Source organism: Meiothermus ruber DSM 1279, assembly GCF_000024425.1.
GTDB lineage: Bacteria > Deinococcota > Deinococci > Deinococcales > Thermaceae > Meiothermus > Meiothermus ruber.
Genome location: NC_013946.1, coordinates 489,388 through 507,218 on the forward strand (window position 1 = coordinate 489,388; position 17,831 = coordinate 507,218).

Consider the following 17,831-nt stretch of genomic DNA (forward strand, 5'->3'; position numbering starts at 1 on the left):
AGTGGGAGGTGGGGGGAGGACTGGCCCTACATCGGCAGATGGTGGGAAAATGCTGTTCAGGAAGTGGAAAGGGCGGTTCGGCGGGAAGAGGTGTTGGGAGTGTTGGGAGTTCTGAACGGAGGGTGCGATGAGTCCTTGGGGGGTGCTGCTACGGATGGTGCCGGAGGTGACGGCGAAGCTAAAGGGGCTGGGGTGTCGCAGGCTGCGGTGGTTGGTGGACGGGGAGGTGGTCTACTGGGCGCTGCTGGTGCCGGAGGAGGCCGACCTGGAGGCCCACGCCCGGTTTCCGGGGATGCCGCAGCAAAGCCTGGAGGGGTGGTTGAGGGAGTTGCTCGAGCGCTTCGAGGCGGGCTGGCCCCAGGCCCGGGTGGTGGAAATCCTGGGGGTCTGGCCTGACCGGTTGGAGCGGGTGGTGCGGGTATTCCCAAAGGGGCCGGGGGTTTCCCTTTCCGAGGAATGCTATGCTGATCCGTCCTCGGGCTAAAATCGTGGCGCTCTCGCTCAGGATGCCGCCAGGGGCTATCGTGGTAAGGGCTTGCCACGATGCCGAGCTTTTCCTCTCGAGGCCCGTGGAGGCCGGGGGGGAGGTGTGGCGGGAGGTGCGGGTGCGGGAGCGGGAGGGCTTTCGTACCCTCTACGAGCTTGTGGCCGAGGGCAGGTTCGAGGAGCGGCTGTTGAAGAGCCGGGTGCAGTTCGAGAAAATACAAGAAGGTTCCAGGGTCTACTATGTGTGGCGGCTGGGCCGACCGCGTGGGGTGAGCGATAAGGAGGTGGACGGGCTTGATCTTGAAGCTGAACGGGATGATTGGCGAGCGTGAGGTGTTCCGGTCGTATCGGGGCCTGGGTGAATGGTTTGTGCGCCAGCCGAATATTCACACCTTCCAGGCGGTGCACCGCGCTGAGGACGGCAGGGAAACGGTGATCGGAAGCTACGCCAGCTTTGACGAGGCTTTCTGGGCGGCGGATCGGGCAGCGGATGAGGCCCACCAGGAGTTCGTTGGGGAAGCGGAGGATGGCCTGCCGTTCTAGCGGGCGATCCTAAGATAACGTCGCAACAAGCTGAGGCCGCCCCGGGAGGCCGGGCGGTTCATTTTTTGGTGACAGAGTGTGTTGGCATTCTCGGTAACAGGATGTTGTCATATAATGCCTGTATGAAGGTAATAAGTTATTGCAAACAACTGGCCCTGGTGTTCATGCTGCTCACGCCGCTGGCGATGGGCCAGTCGGTGCTCAAGACCTACTACGCCGATGACCTCACGCGGGTTCCGGGGGTGATCGAGGTCAGCCCCGGCTTTACCACGGTGCTGGACTTCTGGGACACGGTGAGCACCCTGGCCTCGGCCAAGGGCGAGCTTCTGCGGGTGGAGAGCGCCGGGCCGCGCATCCTGGTTTCGGCCACCCAGAAGGCCGGGCAGACCGACCTGGTGGTGGAGGTGGCCGGGCGCACCCTGCTTTTCACCCTCAAGATCGGGCCGGGGGTGGGGCCCCGGCGCTATGTGATCGAGCTTTCCCGGCGCAGCAGCGTGAGCGCACCGGCGAGCGCCTACGTCCCACCGGCGAGCCCGGCCCCGAGCAGCCCGGCCCCGCAGGCCGCACAGCCGCCGCAGAGCGCACCTCTGAACCCGGAGGCGGTGCGGTTTACCACCACCGCCCAGGTGCCCTCGGATGGGAAGGGCACGGTGACGATCTTCTTCACCCTGGAGAACCGGGGAAACCGCACGCTGGCGGCGGACCCCGGAAGGCTGGTGATCACCCAGGGCGGCAACCGGCTCTCCTACAGCCTCAAGCGAGAGCCTCTGAAGACCCTGGTCAACCCCGGTGAGGCCCTTTCGGGCCTCATCACGCTGGAGGGGGCCCGGGCCGGGGAGATCGGGCTGGAGTGGGGGTTGGTGGAGATCGGCAGCGGGCGGCAATTCGCCCTCAAGCGCTCGGTGATGGCGGGTACGCGGATCGAGCTCGAGGGGCGATGAGTCTGGCCGAGAAGCACCGGCGGTTCATCTGTAGTCTCCACCTACGAGGGCCGATGCTGGTGGAGGAGGTGCTTGAGCGAATACCTCGCGCCACCTTCTACGATCTGGTCAAGCGGAAGTATCTGGTGATAGTCCCTACGGTCATTGGCCGGGCGGTGGTGGTGGGCCCCAGGGGGCGGGTCGAAGTGCTCTCCATGACCCGCTTCTACCGCCCCAGGGCCACGGCGGTGGCGGATGCGGTGCTCTTGCGGCGGGCGATTCGGATTGCCGAGCGGGAGGGCTGGCGCTTCGTGGGGCGAAACCCCCGGGGGCGGATCGCCTTCATGGGCCGCAACGGGGAGCGGCTCATGCTGATTGCCAGCTTGCGGGCGTACAGCACCCGCAGCCTCAGAAACACCCTCAAGCGCATGGGATGGTACAGCCGCAGGAAGCAGGGAGAGGCCGAGGGGGTGCGGGTGTACCACCCCTACCCCAGGCGGTTTGACCGGATGGTGAAGGAGGGGGGGCTGGAGGTGAGGGCGCTGAGCGAAATCTTGCCCCCGGATGTGGATGCTGAGGAGTAAGGGAGGGGTAAGAGCAGGCAAAAAAGAACCCCCCAGAGAAAAGGATCGTCTCTGAGGAGAAGAAGGACTGAGGGCTACTCAGCTACTCGGCCTAGAAACCAACCTCTAGCGGTTGGGATGAGAATCTCATCGCCCGGGAGGAACTCGTGTTCCTCCACTATTACCGGCTCGATGGCGGAGACGCTCACTTCCTCTGCAAGGTCGGCGGTGGAGCGGTCAAAGATCGCTCCACGATCCAGCAGTTTCCTGCCAGCGCTGTCGCTGAGGTCGGTAAATCTGATGACCTTTACACCCCTGGCGTTGAGCAGCCTGAACGTGGTAACCTTGTACACGCAGTTTCCTTTCCGACGAAGAGGCCCGGGCCGCCAAGCACAGGGTCTCTTCGTCTTTTTGGACAAGAGACCTGTTGCCGATGTGCCTGGGCCGGGTCTTGCGGAGAGAACCCGTTCCAAGGTCACGCTTTCAAGGTACGCTGAGGCAATCCCTCGCCTATCATGGTAAGAGGAGGAGGAAAGGCAATGCAAGTTGCGGATAAGGTGGTGCTGGTAACCCTGTACCCTGACCGGCCCATGAGCGGGGCCGAGGCCGAGGAGTGGGCGGCGGGCAGGCTGCAAGCGCAGCTTCCGCTCGAGGCGTTTGAGGATGGGAAGCCCCTGCCGCCGGTGGCGGTGGTGCAGGAGGGACAGACGGTAGGCTTCCTGGAAGGGGCAAGGCTCCTGACGGATACCCACGCAGGGTTGCGGCTGGTAGGGGTCGCGGGCCGGTGGGAGGGACAGAACGTGAGCGGGATGATCAACCTGGATGGCTAGAGGGGAGCTAGACCAGCTTCACAACCACGCCCTCAACGAGGGGGTGAAGATGATGGGTGAGCGGTACGGCCTCGAGGCGGCGGACGGGGCCATCATCCGCCCCACCCTCGAGGCGGCGATGGAGGTGCTGCCCCTACCGCACCAACGTTTCGTACAGGAGCACCTGGACTACTACCGGCGGCGTTTTTCGGTCATGGAAAAGGAAGGGGCAGAGGCGGTGCTGGTGGTGTGGAGCCTGGAAGAGCCGCTGGTTCGGATGATGGGCCTGGGCCAGATGCCTGACCTCGTGCGGCTCCCCTGGGTCGGGAGCCGGCCCCTGCGGAAAGACTTCCGGGATGCGCCGGTGCTCACGCGGCAGGAGGCCCTGCGACAGATTGCCCATATCCTGCAAGCAGAGGGCTTTACCCCACAGGAGGAGCCGGTGCTGCTGCCCCCTGAATCCGACCAATTGGCAGTCGAGGTAGCGGCCCGGCTGCGGCTGGTGGCCGAGGGGCGGAGCCTGGAAGACACCGCCCGGCTGCTGGTGGAGCGTAACCGGGCCCGCTGGGAGCAGGAGGGGGAGGCCCCGCAGGCGGTGGCAGTGGTGGACGTGGGAGGCCCCCTCCCGGTGATGCTGGCCTTTGACGATCCCCGCCCCCTCGTGTGGGGAGGGGCGGTGGCATAGGCCTGCACAGCAAAAAAGAACCCCCCGGAGAAGGAGGGGCAATGCAAGTTGCAAAGGATCTCAAGGCCAAGCTCTATCTGGCTGCCAGCCGGGCTGCTTTTCAAGAACTACAGCAGATCAAAACACAACTGACCGCGTAAGGTGAGTTACTAAATAGGAGGAATACAGTGCGAGTGGCAGTGTTTCCCAGCTTCCTGACAGGTGACCAGATTGAAGCATGGCTCGCTCGAGGCGTCACGGCGGAACTTGACCGGGCCACTGTGAGCGACCCTTCTCCCAGGCCGGTGAGGCTGCCCGTTTATAAAGGCGAGGAGGCCGGGGGTGTTCTGGAAGGGCGGCTGGTAGGTCTTGAAGAAGGTGTCCTGGTTGTCGAAGGAACCTATGAAGGGCTGCCGGTGCGGGTGGCGGTATCCCGGGAGGAGATAGCCCGCCAGTTCGACCTGGAGGATACCCCACTCTACCTGTGGCGGCCCCTGCAACTTCCCGAGGCGGCGTGGGCAGCGTGGCAGGCCGACCTTGCGCGACTTGGCCTGCTGGACAGGGCCGGGCTTCTGGGGGCTGCCAAAGATGGCGGCCCGCTCTGCCGCGCCGAACCCACCCCGGAGAACGCCTGGGTCTTCTGGCTGGCAGCCTGGCGGTTTGGAAGCCGGGTAGGGCTCGACCTGGGAATGCGGCAGGAACCCTTCGAGCGGGCTTTTGCCGCACTCAAAGAACGCCTGCCGGAGCTACCCGAAGCGCTGCTCGAGCGCAGCCGGGAGGCTCTGGGCTGGGGGAAGGAAGAGCTGCGGGAGCTTCGGGCAAAATAGGGGGCGCATCGCCTTCATGCGCCGGGACGGAGAACGGTTGATCCTGATAACGAGCTTGCGAGCGTACAGCACCCGCAGCCTCAAGAACACCCTCAAGCGCATGGGATGGTACAGCCGAAGCAAGCAGGGTGAGGCGGAATGGGTGCGGGTCTACCACCCCTACCCGAAGCGGTTTGACCGGATGGAGCGGGAGGGGGGTCTGGAAGTAAGACCGGTGAGCGAAATCTTACCCCCGGAAGTTAATGGTGAGGAGTGAGGGGGGGCAAGAAAGGGCAAAAAAGAACCTCCCGAAGATAAGGACTATCCTCGGAAGGGAAGGACGGACGAGCTAGGCCAGCATCAGCATCCAGCGAGAGTTCCGGCCAGGGCGCTCTGGCAGGGGCCAGGCAACGAGGTCGCCTGAGCGGACAGACTTCCCCACCTCACTCGCCTCGATGCCACAAAGGCGGAGGAAGGGCAGGACCCGGGGCGCTGCCTTGACCGGGTAGAGGCTGGTGAGGCTCAGAAGTTTTTCTTCGGTGCATACCTCAAAGAAGGTTAACTGAGCCCGCAGCTCCGCCGGGGGCTCTTCGGCAAGGATGACAAGGCGCATTGTTGCTCCTTTCTTGCGCGAAAAGCTCCCCCTGGCCCAGGGAACCCTCGCGCGAAGGCGACGGATTCCCTGGAACGCCGGACGGCCAGAACCGGTTTTCAATGTGCTCGAGCTGACCCGCTCAAGTAAGATGATAGCAAAGATGCGAGCAGAATTAACTGACCTCTTTGATCGCAGCCTGTCCAGCGGTGTGCGGATGGTGGCCGAGCGGTATGGGCTCGAGGCGGAAGCAGCAGACGGAGCCCTCACCCGGCCCACGCTGGAAGCTGCCCTGGAAGCAGTCCCCCCACCGCACCAACGCTTTATGCAGGAACATCTGGACTATTACCGGCGGCGTCTATCGGTACTGGAGAAGGAGAGGGCGGAAGCGGCGCTGGTGGTGTGGAGCCTGGAAGAGCCGCTGGTCTGGCTCACCGGTATAGTCGATATGCTCGAAGTGGAGCGCCTGCCGTGGGTGCGCGGCAGGCCCTTGAAGGAGGGCTTCAGGGATGCACCCCCCCTGCTCACGCCGGGCGAGACCCTGCGGCAGGTGGTGCACATACTGAAAGCCGAGGGCTATACCCCGCGAGAGGAACCGAGGCTGCTCCCCCCAGAACCCCATCGCCTGGTGGAGGTGGTGACGCCCCGGCTGCGGGTCATTGCCCAGGGGCGAACCCTCGAGGAGAGCGCCCGGCTGGTGGTGGAGCGGACCATGACCCGGTGGAAGGAGGAGGGGGAGTGCCCCCAGGCGGTAGCGGTCGTGGACGTGGGCGGCCCGATTCCGGTGATGCTGGCCTTTGACGATCCCCGCCCCCTGGTGTGGGCGGAGGCGGGGGCCTGAATCTTGCCCCCGCCCGCGTGACCCCAGGCTCCCGAAGGGGGCAAGGGACTACCACCAGGGCGCAGCCAGCACGAACCGTCCATCCAGCCCGAAGGGGGCCAGCCTCTCCCGCAGGCTGGCGGCCTTCCTTTCCGTGGGAGCGCCCCAATACTGCCCCACGAAGCGCAGGGCAAAGGTCTGCACCTTGCGCTGGAGCAGGCCCAGGGAGTAGCTTCCCGCGTCGTATTCAATCGCAAAGGGGCCCAGCCTGCTGTACCAGTAGGCATCGGGTTGCTCACGGTAGTGGATGCGGTGGGTGTCGGTACGCCAGTCGCCCACCGCAGCCCCCAGGATGTGCCGCATCTCCCCCACCCCGGCCAGGTGGCGCAGCAGGGGCGGCCCCAGGCGGCTGACCCAGAGGTAAGGGGTGTAGAAGCGTACCTCCATAAGCCGGTTGGCGTGGTGCGAGGGGTTCAGCACCGCCCGCACTACGAAGAGGCCCATCTCGTGGGCCTCCTTCTCCGAGGGAACCACCCCGTAGTGACGCAACAACTGGCCCTCACTGAGGGCCAGGTCGCAGCGTATGGTGGTACGGATGCGCTCGAGGATCTCCCGGCGCTCACTTCCCCGTAGCGGCGTCTTGACCTGGAACAACAAGGATCACCACCTCCGTTCCTTTCTCGGCCTGGGCGACCCGTACTACCGCCTTCTTGTCCTGCTGAAGGGCAAACAGGTTGGCCAGGCTTCCGGCCATGAATAGTTCGAGGGGGGGCGTTTGCGAGGACTGCGCCACACCCCCGCCCGGCAGCACAGTCACGCTCTTGGCCTGGGAGGCGGCGGTGACGTAATCGCTCACCCCGCGCAACGACCCCCGGATCAGGTCGGCGGCGATGGAGGGGGCTTCCTCACGCACTTTAGCTGCCACCCCTAGCGTCCCCTCGGCGTCGAGGAGGGTTGCGCTGACCGCGTACTCCCGGCCATCCTTGATGACCCGGGTGAGCTTCCCCTTGAGGCGGCGGGTCTCATCCAGAGTGACCTCCCCCACCCAGGTCGAGCCGTCCTCGGCGTCTATCGCTACTGCCCCCGGCGTCCCCTCGGCGATGAGCACCCCCACCCCCAGGCGGCCCTTGAGGCGGGTGCCCAGGGTGTAGGGAGCCGCTGGAGGGGTGGCCGCAGCCGCCGGGGCGGAGGGCTGGGCCGGAGGGAAAGCCGGGGCCTGCGCCGGGAAGCCCGGCACCGAGGAGGGCGCAGCCGCGCTTGGAGGCGTCCCCACCGGGGCCTGGGCCTGGGGCCCTCCCACCAGGTAGAAGCTACCGCCCTGCCCGCCCTGGCCTTCCACCGAGCGCACCGCGAAGGTGGATTGGGTTTCCTTCTTGAGGGTCAGGCCGCCGCCGGGGGCGTTGCTGGCGCTGGCAGAGGCGGACGGCACCGGCTGGCCTTGCAGGCTCGCCGCCACATCCTCGGCCACGCTCCCGGTGATGGGGCGGGAGGAGGGCCCGGAGGCGGATGGAGCCGCCGGACGGCTCAGGGTGAGGGGCTGCGCTCCCTGGCTCCCCCCACCCGTGTAAAGGGTGAGGGGCTGGGACGACGCAGGGGTGGCGGTGTTGGTGTTGGAGCCGGTGGTGGGTGCGGTGGTGCTACCACCGGATGCAGGCTGTACCGCCCCAGGGCTGGCGGCGTAGAGGGTGAGAGGCTGGGGCGGGGCCGGTTGCGTTACGCCGCCGGTGGTTGAAGTACCCGTCGGAGGGGTGGAAGCCGGATACCCTGAAGGAGGGGGTGGCACCTCAGAGTAGCCCGAGGGAGGCGGGGGCACGCTGGAGGAGTCCGAGGCGGACGACTGAGCGTTCCCCTGAGCGTTCCCCGGCTCGCTTCCGGGAGCGGTGGGGCTGTCCTGGGCAGCGGTGCTCCCGGCCTGGGTCTGGGTGGTTTCCGGTGCGGAGGGAGCCTCTGGAGCGGGGGTCGGTTTGGGTGCGGTTGCCACCGGCAGCGGCAGGCCGCCCTGGGCGGCCTTGGTCTCCCGGGTGGAGAGGGCAAACCACAGGGAGGTGGCTACCACCAGGCCCAGAAAGCCCACCGCAATCTGCTTGGGGCGGGAGGGCACCCACTCCCCGGTGAGCTCGTCGTAGCGATCCAGCAGCCGGTGCTTGAGGGAGAGGAAGAAGCTACGTCGTGCCACCGCCCGGGCGGTCTCCTCTTCCGGGGTGGGCAGGTCGTCGAAGAGCACCCCCGACTCGAGCAGATCCGCCAGTTCAGGATTCTCTTTACGCAAGCGGAGCAGCAGTTCGTCGAAGGCCGGGTCGGTGGGCGGAGGGACTGGATTTTTCAGCGCAGCCTCCACCTGCTTTTTTACCTCTGGGTCAAGGCGCATATGGTAATATTATATTGCCCACAATGGGTAATAAAAAATCGTTGAGGTGAGAGAATGCACAAAGCGGCGATTTTGGCTAAACGGTTGGCGGCTCTGCCGGAGGTTCGCGGGTTGCTGATGGGGTTGGTGCTGGTGGGGATGGGCAACGTGGCCCACGCCCAGGCTGAACAAGCGTTCAACAACCTGACCATCGCCATCTGCAACATCTACAATGCGCTGCGCGGCCCTTTTGGCCTGGCGCTGGTGGTCATCATGTTCGCCATCGGCGGCATCAGCTTGATGATCGGCGGGAAAAAGGCCGTGCCGATCATGATCGGGGCGGCTATCGGCGGGGTGATCCTGGCGGCGGCCCCTTCGTTTGCGCGGATTTTCGTTTCCGGTACGGGCTGCGCCTGATGCGTCGTCGGGTGTACCGCCTCTACCAGCCCATCACCATCGTGGGGCTGGAACTCTGGCAACTCCCGGTCATCGGGCTGGGGTTCGTGATCGGCCTGCGCCTCATGGAAGGGGTGCATCCGGCGGCAGGGCTCCTCTCGGGGGCCCTGACCGGCTACCTGGCGCTGACAGCGGCGGAGAAGCTGCGGGAGCGCTACCCGGGTGCTTCGCTTTTGCATGAGGCGCTGTGGCTCACGCAGAGCGACCGCTATACGCCGGGAAAGGATCAGGAGACCACACCGCTGTTGATTCGCAATGACCACGAATAGTCCTACCAGTTTGCTCAACCGGCCTCGGGAGCGTTCGCTCACCGAGGAGTTTCCGTATTGGGAGATCCACGACGGGGCGATGTTTCTTGAGGATGGGCGGTGCGAGGTGGGGGTGGAGTTGTTGCTCCGCCCCACCCTGCTCCTATCCCAGAACGAGCTCGAGGGCCTCCTCTACATGGTGCGGAGCGTGCTCAGGAACGGGGTGCCACAGGGGGCACGAGCCCGGCTGGTGGTGGAGGCGGCCCCGGCTCCCCAGGAAACCGTGGAGGCGTATGGGAGGGCCTTCGACCCATCCCACCCTACCGCCCGCTTCTTGCAGAACGAACGCTACAGGTTCTGGAGCGATTTGTGGGCCAGAGGGCAGGTGATGACCCGGCGGGCCTTCCTTACCGTGCTCTACGGCAACAAGCGCCCCCGGCGGCTGCCGTTTGGCAAGGCTGAGCTGGCCGAGCGGGTCAAGGAGGGGGGCAAGATCCGCGAGCGAATCCGCATGATTGCCAAGGGGCGGGGGGTGGCGGTGCAGGAGATGGACTCGCAGGAGGTCTTCGGCCTGGCCTACCGCTACCTCAACCCCGGGATGCGGCAGGCCGGGGTGCCCCGCTACCGCCCCACCTGGCAGCGCTACCCCCGCAGTGCGGTGGAGAAGATACCGGGGCTCAGGCCCCCCACCCTGCGCACCCAACTGGTGCGGAGCGAGGTGGACAACTCCCACCGCGACGCCCTCTACATCGGGGGAAAGTGGGCCAGCATGTTCACCCTCTACACCATCCCCGACGAGACCTATACCGAGATGGGGGACGTGCTGGCCCTGGCCGGAGGGGGGGAGTTCTACCTGGTGGTGGATGTCTACCACGAGCCCTACGAGAAGGCCCTGAAGGCGCTCAAGGCGCGGGCCAGGCGGTTCTACGCCGCCAGCGCCAACACCGAGACCTACGTTGATCCCAACATCCTGGTCGGGCAGCGGGAGACCGAGGGGGCCATCCAGCACATCTCCCAGACGGGCGACCACGTGTACCGGGTGGGGGTAGCCCTGATCCTGATCGAAAAGGAGCGGGAGGCCCTGGAGCGCCGGGCGAGTCAGGTGGTGGGGCGGCTGTCGGAAATCCCCGGCAACCCTTTCCGGCAGCTCAAGAACGGCCTCTTCGAGCCCTGGAAGAGCCGGGCCCCGTTTAGCGGGGGGATGAGCGACGAGGTGGTGAGCCTGCTGGAATCCAACGCCGCCGACCTGATCCCCCTCACCGGGGCCTGGAAGGGGCACGAGAAGCCGGTGGCGCTCTTCCACAACCGCTTCCTCTCCCTCACCCGCATAGACCCCTTTACCCCTACCACCAACAACTGGAACGGGATTATTGCGGGCGGATCGGGCTCGGGGAAGACCTTTTTCACACAATACATTCTTTCCGAACTGCTGCGCCGCAACGAGGTGGACGTGGTGATCCTCGACCGGGGACGCAACTACGAGGCGCTGGTGGAGGCCTTTGAAGGGGCCTTCATTGACATCCGCCCCGGCGGGGAGACGGCGGTCAATATGTTCGACCTGGACGAGGGCGAACACACCCCCAGCCCGGAGAAGCTCCAGGACGTGCTGCGCTTTTTGCGGGCCATCCTCCCGGCGGGGGACGACCGCACCGAGGAGGCGGTGGAGAACGCCATCCTGGAAGCGGCCATCGAGCAGACCTACAAGCGGGCCAGCCCCGACCTGCCCCAGCCGGACGGCACGTACCGCAAGGTCTACCAGGGGGCCCGACTCTCTGACCTGGTGCAAACCCTGGTGCTGCTGGACGAGGTGGGCAGCCGCCCGGCCTCTCCCTCGGAGAAGGAAGTCGCCCGCAAGCTGGCCTTGCGGCTTCAGTCCTGGGTAGGTGACAGCCCCAAGGGGCAGTTCCTTGACCGGCCTACCAGCGTCCCCCTGGCCCGGGCGCGGGTGGTGTGCTACGAGCTCGAGGGCCTGAAGGACGACCTGGAGGTGATCGGCACGCTCCTGATCGCCGACCTGGTGTGGAAGCGGGCCAAGAAGGGGCAGGGGCGGCGGGTGCTGGTGGTGCTGGACGAGGCCTGGAAAGTATTTCAAAGCCCGTATGCCTCGCAACTGATCGAGGAGCTCTACCGGCGCTTCCGCTTTCTGGGCGGGGGCATCTGGAGCATCACCCAGAGCCTCGCAGACTTCGCCGGGGAGGGCCCCAAAGCGCTTTTGCAGAACACCAGCTTCCACTTCCTGCTGCGCCTTTCGGGCAGCGATGCCGAGCACGCGGTGATGCGCGACGTGCTGGGGATGCCCGACCGGGCCATTGCGGTACACGCCAGGCTGACCGGGGTCAAGGGGGTGTATTCGGAAGGCCTGGCCTGGATTCGCACCGGCGAGGGCCGGGAGGGCGAGGTGATTGTGGTGCGGCCCAACCCGGTGGACTACTGGATGTTCACCACGGACAAGGGCGAGGTGGCGCGGCGGCGGGCGGCGGTGCAGCGCTACGGCGACGTGATCCGGGCGGTGCGGGCGCTGGCCTATGGGGAGGAGAAAACATGAGAAGGCTGTTTTTGAACCTGCTTTTCCTTCTTCCGGGGATGGGGCTGGCGCAGAACTACTACATTGACCTCTCCCCGACCCCGGTGAGCGTGGCACCGGGGAAAAGCGCCAAGTCCACCCTGGCGGTGCTGTCGGAGGGCTTCACCGGCACGCTCGCCATCGGGATCACCGGCCTGCCTGCCGGGGTGACCTACAGCCCCACCAGCATCACCGTGAGCGACCCCCGGAAAAACGCCACGGTGGAGGTGGTGTTCACGGCAGCGGCCAACACCCCGAGCGGCTCGAGCCCGGCCCGGCTTACGGTGGGGGCAAAGACCATCTTCTTCAGCGTGGTGGTAGATCCGGCGGCGGAGCCGCCCTCGCAGAACCCACCGGCCCTGGAGGCCCTGTGGAACCAGGTGCAGCAGTGGGGCAGCACCGCCTGCGCCACCGTCAATGCTTTCAGCCTGGAGAGCGTGCGCTGGGTATGCACCCTCTACCGCACGCTGGATCGGGCGGTGGGGATGTGGGATGAGGTACGGCAAGACTTTGACATGCTCAAGCGAGAGGGCTTCATTACCGGGGTGAGCTACCTGGTCAACGGGCTGGGGGCGGAGATGGGGCTGGCCAGGGGCAACGTCGAGGCGGATCAACTCGAGCAGGATTTCCTTGCCATCAGGCGCAGCTACCGTCAGATGGTGGCGAAGGTGTCCAACTGGATGACCCGGGTGCGGGAAAAACAGGTGGACGCCATCAGGAACAACCCCTACCCCAACGGCAGCCCCTCGTGGTGGGCGGTGGAGGCCATCAAGCTCAACCCCAACCTGCTGATGGCCGAGCTCGGCAGCCTGCAACGGAAGGAGCAGCTTCTCCAGCTACGAACCAAGGTAGAGGCCAACAACGCCGCAGCGGAGAAGCAGGTGGAAGCCGCCACCAACCAGACCCAGGATGACCTGGCCAAGGCGCTCCAGGTGACCAACCCCCTGCCTTCGCAGGAGGGGGAGGCCGAGCAGGTGGTGCGGCGGGCGCGGGAGGCCAACTCCACCCGGGAGGTGCTGGAGATCCTGGTGGACGCCCAGGCCAAGATCATGCGGCAGAACCTCACCAACACCCAGGACGTGGTGGGGGCGGTGCGGCAGAGCGCCGCCCAGCAGGCCTACACCACACGGCAAATCGCCAACCTGATTGAGATTGAGCTCGAGCGTCGCGCCGACGAGATCGAATCCTGGAAAGCCGAGGTTGAGCGCACGATGGCCCAGGTCAGCGAGGAAGCCGAGAGCCAGACCGCCAACCTGCGGATGCTGGCAACCCTCTCCCGCACGGTGGCCTGCCCGGATGGGGTGCTGGGGCCGGGGGCGGATGGGAACATCACCTGCTTGCGTCCATAGGAGGGCTTTTGTGCGCTGGATTCCTGTTCTGTTGACCCTGGTGCTGCTGCTGGTGAGCGGGCCGGCCCTGGCCGAGCAGCCGCAGGTGCCGCCCCCCAGCGGCACGGCACAGCAGCAAAACCTGCTTCAGACCGTCTTCGACATCTCGCGCTGGCTCAACAGCATCAGCCGCGACATAGCCCGGCTGGAACGGGGGATTTCCGCCCTGGCACTGGCCCTGGTGATGCTGGGCTTCGTCTACGGCATCGTGCAGGGCATCCTGGGCGGAGGCCTGGAGGCCATCAAGGGGGCCTTCGTGCGGCTGGCGGTGGCAGGGCTGATGCTCTCGCTGTGGACGAGCGGGTTCGTGGGGAACACCCTGGATGCGGCCATGACCGCAGCGCGGGAGCGGGGCACCGACTCGGTGGCGGCTACCCTGTCCGATGCGGGGGATAGCCTCGATGCGCTGGCGATGCGGGTGGTACCCTTCATGGGTGCGGTGGGGGCGGTCAAGGTAATGACCGCGAAAACCGCCGAGAATGCGGCCAAGAACGCTACGACCCGATCCGTCGCCTCGGGCACCAGCGCGGGCTCGTCCAAGGTGCTGCAATACCTCAACTGGGCCACGCTGCTGCTCATTCCGCTGATGCTGTTTTTCTTCATCCTGATCGTGGTGGCCTCGTTCACGGTGGAGGTGGGGGTGGCGCTGTTCCCGCTGGCGGCGGCGCTGCTGGTCTTCCCCAAGGGCTCGGCGGCAGACTGGTTTGGCAAGTGGGTGGCGGCCATGATGGGGGCCCTGCTCATCGTGGTTCTGCTGCCGGTGGGGTTCAAGGCGGCGGTGGAGATCGGTATCAACCGCCCGGTCAACCAGGTCAACGCCTACGTGGATCAGGCAGTGGATCGGCTGGAAGCGGTCAAGGAGAAAAGCGAGGATGCGCTGGAGCAGGCCAAGCAGTCCCAAAAGTGCCTTATTGTCGATCCCTTCTGTGCGCTGGAGGCCAAGTTCGATGCGGTACGCACCGACCTGAGCCTGGCCTTGCAGGCCTTGCAGACGGTGATCACGGCCTGGCTGCTGGGGATCATCCTGCTGCTGGCAGGGATGGCGGCGGCGGCCTACATCCTGTTCAACGTCGAGCGGGTGGCGATGAGCTTCGTCGGGGGCTTCGTTGCTACCGGCGTGCGCCAGATGCTCGGCACCTCGAGCCTGGGCGGACGGATCTACGCCGGGCGTGCAGGGGGCGGTGGAGGAGCCGGTACGGAGCGTACCGTTGTACTGCCAGGAGAACGGGCCCTGCCCGCCGGTGGAAGCCCTGGGGCCCTGCCCGCCGGAGGCGGATCGCTGCCCCGCCCGGCGGCCTACGAGATGCAGCCCTATTCTTCTTCTATCCAGCGCTACGGGGATGACGTGATTGAGGGCGAGTGGAGGCCGGTGCGGGAACTGCCCAACCCCTCGCCACGGGGTCTGCCTCCAGCGTCCAGCGATAGCTAACGTGAGGGAGATATGTTGAACGTATCGGACTTGATCGAAGGAAAGCAACTGGTAGGACGTTGGTTCACCCACCAGAACCACGACTGCGTGGTGCGGGCGGTGGAGGCGGTGCTGGAGAGCCCGGGCCGGGCCGGTAAGGAGGTGGGCCTGTGGCAGCTTGAGGTGGATGGACGGGTGCTCGAGCGGGTCTACGGCACCCTGGATGCGGCCACCCGGAGGTTGGCGGAGCGGCTATGAGCGTGACCCGGCGGCAGTCGTTGCTCGAAGTGCCCACCTCCCAGAAGCTCCTGCGGTTTCTGGGAGGTCTGGTAATGCTCTCCACCCTGGCCCTGGCCTTCGGGGTTGGATGGCAGGCCGCGCTGGAGGTGGCCCAGGGGATGCTGCGGGCGGGGTGGGGAGCCGCGCTGAAGGCGTCGAGCCCTGCCGAGCTGATCCTGCGCTGCTACGGTGACCTGACCGGCAACTGCACGGAGGTCATGAACGGCCTGTGGCAGAAGGCCCTGCCCCTGGACACCCTGCGGATGGTGGTGGCCGGGGGGTTTGTCCTGGGGATGATCCCCTTCCTGATCCGCCCGCACCGCCCGCGCAAGCTGCCGGGGCAGGGGCGGTGGGCCAGCGCCAGCGACCTGAAGGGTTACTTAGGGGAGGGCACCGGCTGGTACGGGCTGTTCGAGGGGAAGCCGCTCAGGGTGCCCTCGATGGAGCGGCGCACCGGGACGCTGGTGGTGGGCAAGCCCGGCGGGGGCAAAACGACCGGCTACTACCAGCCCAACTTGCTGCTCGACGCGCGGGACGGCTGGAGCGCCATCGTTTTCGATCTCAAGTGGCCCGACGAGGGCGGGCTGATGGAGGCGATACGCTACTACAGCCACTTCGGGCGGGCGGTGTATGCCTACACGCCCTTCGCGCCGGGCTCGGCCCGCATTGCCCTGCTGGAAGGTGCGGAGAACCCCCAGGAAGCCAGCAACATCGCGGACATCATCGTGCCCCGCCTGGCCGACGGGGGGGCGGAGTTCTACGCCAACCTCGAGCGGATGCTCCTGGCCGGGTTGATATGGGTGGAGGGGCAGGAAGGGCGCTACTCCCTGCGGCACATCCTCGAACTGTTGCGCCAGGGCAAGGAGGAGATCAAAGCCTACGCCGAAGTCCGCCCACATCTGAAGGACCGGATCGGAGCGGTCATGCAGACCCGCGAGGACATCATCGCCGGGGTGGTGGCAGGGCTGGCAGGCAGGCTGGCCCTCTTCGAGAACGACCATTTGGATCGCTCGAGCCTGCCGGGTGCAGGGGCGGTGCCCTGGCCTCGCCTGTTCAGCGAGCCCAGCCTGCTTTACATCGGCATCCCCCAGGAGCACCTGGAAGGGGGCAAGGCCACGGCCCTCTTGTGGCTGGTCAAGCGCATCCTGGACCGGGAAATCCACCGGGCTGCTGCCCGGAACGGGGGGACGCTTAAAGCGCTCACCTCGGTCTACCTCGACGAGTTCACCGCCTTCGGCAAGCTCCCCGGCATCGAGGACAACCTCAAGACCATGCGCAGCAGGGGAGCGGCCTTCCACGTGAGCGTGCAGAACCTGGCCAACGGGCGCTCGGTATATGGGCGGGATGTGTGGGAGAGCATCCAGGGGACGTTCGGGCAGCAGGTGTATCTGCTCGAGCGCCTCTCGGAGGAAGACCGCAAATGGCTGGCCCGGACGCTGGGGTACGAGACCGTGGTGGGATACTCCAGAAGCGCCTCCAAAATGGGCTTCCTCTCGGGCAGCGAGGGGGAGGGCGAGCGCGAGGAGGCCCGCTTCCTGCTTTCCGCCGAGGAGATGCGGGAGGTGAAGAAAGGCGAGACGGTGGTGATCCTGGACGGCAAGCCGCCGGTGCGCACCTACCTGGGGGGGATGTGGGAGAAAAAACACCCCCTGCATGGGCTCTACGAGAAGGCCCGGAAGGCTGTCCCGGCAGTGCGGGCGGGAGCCGCCCGGGACAGGGCCTACGCCGAACCCCAGCCCCGGCCTGCTTCCTCTTCCGTGGAAGAGCGCCAGCCTGAGCCTGAACGCCAGCCCGTCGAGCTCCAGCCAGAGGAGCGTTCTCTGGTGCAGGAGGCCAGCGATCCCCGCAGCCTGGAAGCCTACATCCGGCGACTGGCCTCCACCCTGCCGGTCTTCCAGCGCTACTACCACAAGAAGACCACCACCGGGATTCGCTTCGTGCTGCCCGCGGGCTTCCCCCCACCCGAGACGGCCTGGGTGCGGGAGGGCTGGATCGAGGTGCGGGGCAAAGAGGAACTCTCGGTCAACCTCACCAGCAAGGGCCTGGAGACCCTGGAAAAGACCTTCGTGGCGGCCCTGGTGCGCTGGTGCCGGGTGCGGGAGTGGGCCCGGCGGCAGAACCAGGAACGCCAAAGCCTGCTCTATATGAGCGAGGAGGAAGCCGAGACCGTGCTCAGGGAGTACGCCAAACAACTTCCCACGGAAGGGGGGCGGGTGAGGGTCGAGATTTCATTGGAGGCGTTGGGCGATGCAAGGGCTTGAGGCGCAGGCGTTCTGGCAGATGCTCGAGCACGCTACCTGGGTGGTGTGGGACAGGCAGCGGCGGCACTGCTTCGTCTGGCTTCCCGGCGAAGGTGGCCGAGTGTTCCGATACGAGGGGGCTCGAGCCGTGCAGGTGGCTGAGGGAGAAGAAGCGGTGCGGATGGGCCGGGCAATGGGGGTAGAGGATGTTGCGGCTTAGCTTAACGGTGCTGTTTCTCCTAAGCTCTCTGGCGGTTGCCGAGACGAGCCTTTCGGAAGCCGAGGTGACCCGGCTGATCGCTGCTGCTCGCAGCGAGGTGCTGCTGGAGATGGCGGTCTTCGACGACCGCTCAATAGCCGAGGGCTACCGGGTGGCGGTGGCGGAGCGGGGGGCCAGGGGCTACATCCTCACCCGGGGGGACACCGCCGAGATCGGGGCCTCTTACCTCCCCTGGGCTTCCATCCTCCAGGGGACGGGGGCAAGATTGATAGCCTACACACGTGGCGACTACGCCGTGGTGGATCGCCGGGTGGCGCTGATCCGTGAGGTGCGGATGGGGTTGCCGGTCTACCGGCTGGAGGAGAACCCTGCCCAGGTAGCCGCCCTGGTGCGGCAGTTCGTGGACGCCTACGCGGTGGGCCGCCCCTACCGCATTGACGGGCTGGTGCAGCGCCTCGGCGCACGGTTTTTGAGGTGAG

At 66.1% G+C, this 17,831-nt stretch carries 23 protein-coding genes; 19 read left to right on the forward strand and 4 right to left on the reverse strand.

All coding sequences use genetic code 11. The annotated features are described in order from the left end of the window. Positions 1-127: 127 nt before the first annotated feature. The 5 genes from MRUB_RS02555 to MRUB_RS02575 all read left to right on the forward strand — a co-directional run bounded on the left by MRUB_RS02555 (position 128) and on the right by MRUB_RS02575 (position 2,533). Positions 128-484 carry a hypothetical protein gene (locus tag MRUB_RS02555; RefSeq protein ID WP_013012796.1) on the forward strand — a complete coding sequence of 119 codons (357 nt, stop codon included), beginning with the start codon at positions 128-130 and terminating at the stop codon, positions 482-484. Next, a complete protein-coding gene (locus MRUB_RS02560) occupies positions 462-818 on the forward strand; it encodes a hypothetical protein (protein WP_013012797.1) in 357 nt (118 codons plus the stop codon). The genes MRUB_RS02555 and MRUB_RS02560 overlap by 23 nt, the downstream gene beginning before the upstream one ends. Beyond that, complete coding sequence (locus tag MRUB_RS02565; RefSeq protein ID WP_013012798.1) at positions 781-1,029, forward strand: hypothetical protein; 249 nt, start codon at positions 781-783, stop codon at positions 1,027-1,029. Before MRUB_RS02560 ends, MRUB_RS02565 begins: the two co-directional genes overlap by 38 nt. Before the next feature lie 122 nt (positions 1,030-1,151). Then, positions 1,152-1,970, forward strand: coding sequence for a hypothetical protein (locus tag MRUB_RS02570; protein ID WP_013012799.1), 819 nt, complete (start codon positions 1,152-1,154; stop codon positions 1,968-1,970). 53 nt (positions 1,971-2,023) lie between these two features. Continuing rightward, a complete protein-coding gene (locus tag MRUB_RS02575) occupies positions 2,024-2,533 on the forward strand; it encodes a hypothetical protein (RefSeq protein ID WP_013012800.1) in 510 nt (169 codons plus the stop codon). Positions 2,534-2,607: 74 nt separating this feature from the next. Here MRUB_RS02575 and MRUB_RS02580 read toward each other — a convergent pair whose 3' ends face one another. Then, the gene (locus MRUB_RS02580; RefSeq protein ID WP_013012801.1) at positions 2,608-2,865 is read right to left on the reverse strand and encodes a hypothetical protein; all 258 of its coding nucleotides are present in this window, start codon (positions 2,863-2,865) and stop codon (positions 2,608-2,610) included. Positions 2,866-3,051: 186 nt separating this feature from the next. On the opposite strand from MRUB_RS02580, the gene MRUB_RS02585 reads away from it, so the two are divergent. From MRUB_RS02585 to MRUB_RS02600, 4 genes are all read left to right on the forward strand, one after another. After that, positions 3,052-3,342, forward strand: a complete 291-nt coding sequence (locus MRUB_RS02585; RefSeq protein WP_013012802.1) for a hypothetical protein — start codon at positions 3,052-3,054, stop codon at positions 3,340-3,342. Further along, on the forward strand, positions 3,335-4,006 hold the full coding sequence (locus MRUB_RS02590) for a hypothetical protein (RefSeq protein WP_013012803.1): 672 nt from the start codon (positions 3,335-3,337) through the stop codon (positions 4,004-4,006). The genes MRUB_RS02585 and MRUB_RS02590 overlap by 8 nt, the downstream gene beginning before the upstream one ends. Positions 4,007-4,173: 167 nt before the next feature. Next, the gene (locus MRUB_RS02595) at positions 4,174-4,812 is read left to right on the forward strand and encodes a hypothetical protein (protein WP_013012804.1); all 639 of its coding nucleotides are present in this window, start codon (positions 4,174-4,176) and stop codon (positions 4,810-4,812) included. Between the two features lie 16 nt (positions 4,813-4,828). Then, positions 4,829-5,068 (forward strand): hypothetical protein, encoded by a 240-nt coding sequence (locus MRUB_RS02600; RefSeq protein ID WP_013012805.1) that lies wholly within the window; start codon positions 4,829-4,831, stop codon positions 5,066-5,068. A 72-nt stretch (positions 5,069-5,140) separates the two neighbouring features. On the opposite strand, the gene MRUB_RS02605 is transcribed toward MRUB_RS02600, so the two are convergent. Further along, positions 5,141-5,404, reverse strand: a complete 264-nt coding sequence (locus MRUB_RS02605; RefSeq protein ID WP_013012806.1) for a hypothetical protein — start codon at positions 5,402-5,404, stop codon at positions 5,141-5,143. Here MRUB_RS02605 and MRUB_RS02610 point away from each other — a divergent pair. After that, complete coding sequence (locus tag MRUB_RS02610) at positions 5,391-6,224, forward strand: hypothetical protein (RefSeq protein ID WP_244403986.1); 834 nt, start codon at positions 5,391-5,393, stop codon at positions 6,222-6,224. The genes MRUB_RS02605 and MRUB_RS02610 overlap by 14 nt on opposite strands. Before the next feature lie 48 nt (positions 6,225-6,272). Here the strand turns inward: MRUB_RS02610 and MRUB_RS02615 are convergent, their stop codons facing one another. Both MRUB_RS02615 and MRUB_RS02620 read right to left on the reverse strand, forming a co-directional pair. Then, positions 6,273-6,857 (reverse strand): replication-relaxation family protein, encoded by a 585-nt coding sequence (locus MRUB_RS02615; protein ID WP_013012808.1) that lies wholly within the window; start codon positions 6,855-6,857, stop codon positions 6,273-6,275. Continuing rightward, positions 6,823-8,571, reverse strand: a complete 1,749-nt coding sequence (locus MRUB_RS02620) for a hypothetical protein (RefSeq protein WP_013012809.1) — start codon at positions 8,569-8,571, stop codon at positions 6,823-6,825. Before MRUB_RS02620 ends, MRUB_RS02615 begins: the two co-directional genes overlap by 35 nt. Before the next feature lie 54 nt (positions 8,572-8,625). Between MRUB_RS02620 and MRUB_RS02625 the strand changes: the two genes are divergently transcribed. Genes MRUB_RS02625 through MRUB_RS02665 form a run of 9 tightly spaced genes read left to right on the forward strand, consistent with a single transcriptional unit; the run spans position 8,626 to position 17,830 of the window. Further along, entirely contained in the window at positions 8,626-8,967 is a 342-nt protein-coding gene (locus MRUB_RS02625; RefSeq protein ID WP_013012810.1) for a TrbC/VirB2 family protein, read from the forward strand. Next, positions 8,967-9,275 (forward strand): hypothetical protein, encoded by a 309-nt coding sequence (locus tag MRUB_RS02630; protein WP_013012811.1) that lies wholly within the window; start codon positions 8,967-8,969, stop codon positions 9,273-9,275. The genes MRUB_RS02625 and MRUB_RS02630 overlap by 1 nt, the downstream gene beginning before the upstream one ends. Further along, on the forward strand, positions 9,262-11,799 hold the full coding sequence (locus tag MRUB_RS02635) for a TraG/VirB4 family ATPase (protein ID WP_013012812.1): 2,538 nt from the start codon (positions 9,262-9,264) through the stop codon (positions 11,797-11,799). The genes MRUB_RS02630 and MRUB_RS02635 overlap by 14 nt, the downstream gene beginning before the upstream one ends. Continuing rightward, positions 11,796-13,166 (forward strand): flotillin family protein, encoded by a 1,371-nt coding sequence (locus MRUB_RS02640; protein WP_013012813.1) that lies wholly within the window; start codon positions 11,796-11,798, stop codon positions 13,164-13,166. Before MRUB_RS02635 ends, MRUB_RS02640 begins: the two co-directional genes overlap by 4 nt. Before the next feature lie 10 nt (positions 13,167-13,176). After that, positions 13,177-14,634 carry a hypothetical protein gene (locus tag MRUB_RS02645; protein WP_013012814.1) on the forward strand — a complete coding sequence of 486 codons (1,458 nt, stop codon included), beginning with the start codon at positions 13,177-13,179 and terminating at the stop codon, positions 14,632-14,634. Positions 14,635-14,646: 12 nt separating this feature from the next. After that, on the forward strand, positions 14,647-14,871 hold the full coding sequence (locus MRUB_RS02650; protein ID WP_013012815.1) for a hypothetical protein: 225 nt from the start codon (positions 14,647-14,649) through the stop codon (positions 14,869-14,871). Continuing rightward, on the forward strand, positions 14,868-17,153 hold the full coding sequence (locus MRUB_RS02655; protein WP_013012816.1) for a type IV secretory system conjugative DNA transfer family protein: 2,286 nt from the start codon (positions 14,868-14,870) through the stop codon (positions 17,151-17,153). The genes MRUB_RS02650 and MRUB_RS02655 overlap by 4 nt, the downstream gene beginning before the upstream one ends. Beyond that, complete coding sequence (locus MRUB_RS02660) at positions 17,140-17,352, forward strand: hypothetical protein (RefSeq protein ID WP_013012817.1); 213 nt, start codon at positions 17,140-17,142, stop codon at positions 17,350-17,352. Before MRUB_RS02655 ends, MRUB_RS02660 begins: the two co-directional genes overlap by 14 nt. Next, the gene (locus MRUB_RS02665; RefSeq protein WP_013012818.1) at positions 17,339-17,830 is read left to right on the forward strand and encodes a phospholipase D-like domain-containing protein; all 492 of its coding nucleotides are present in this window, start codon (positions 17,339-17,341) and stop codon (positions 17,828-17,830) included. Before MRUB_RS02660 ends, MRUB_RS02665 begins: the two co-directional genes overlap by 14 nt. The last annotated feature ends 1 nt before the right edge of the window (position 17,831 follow it).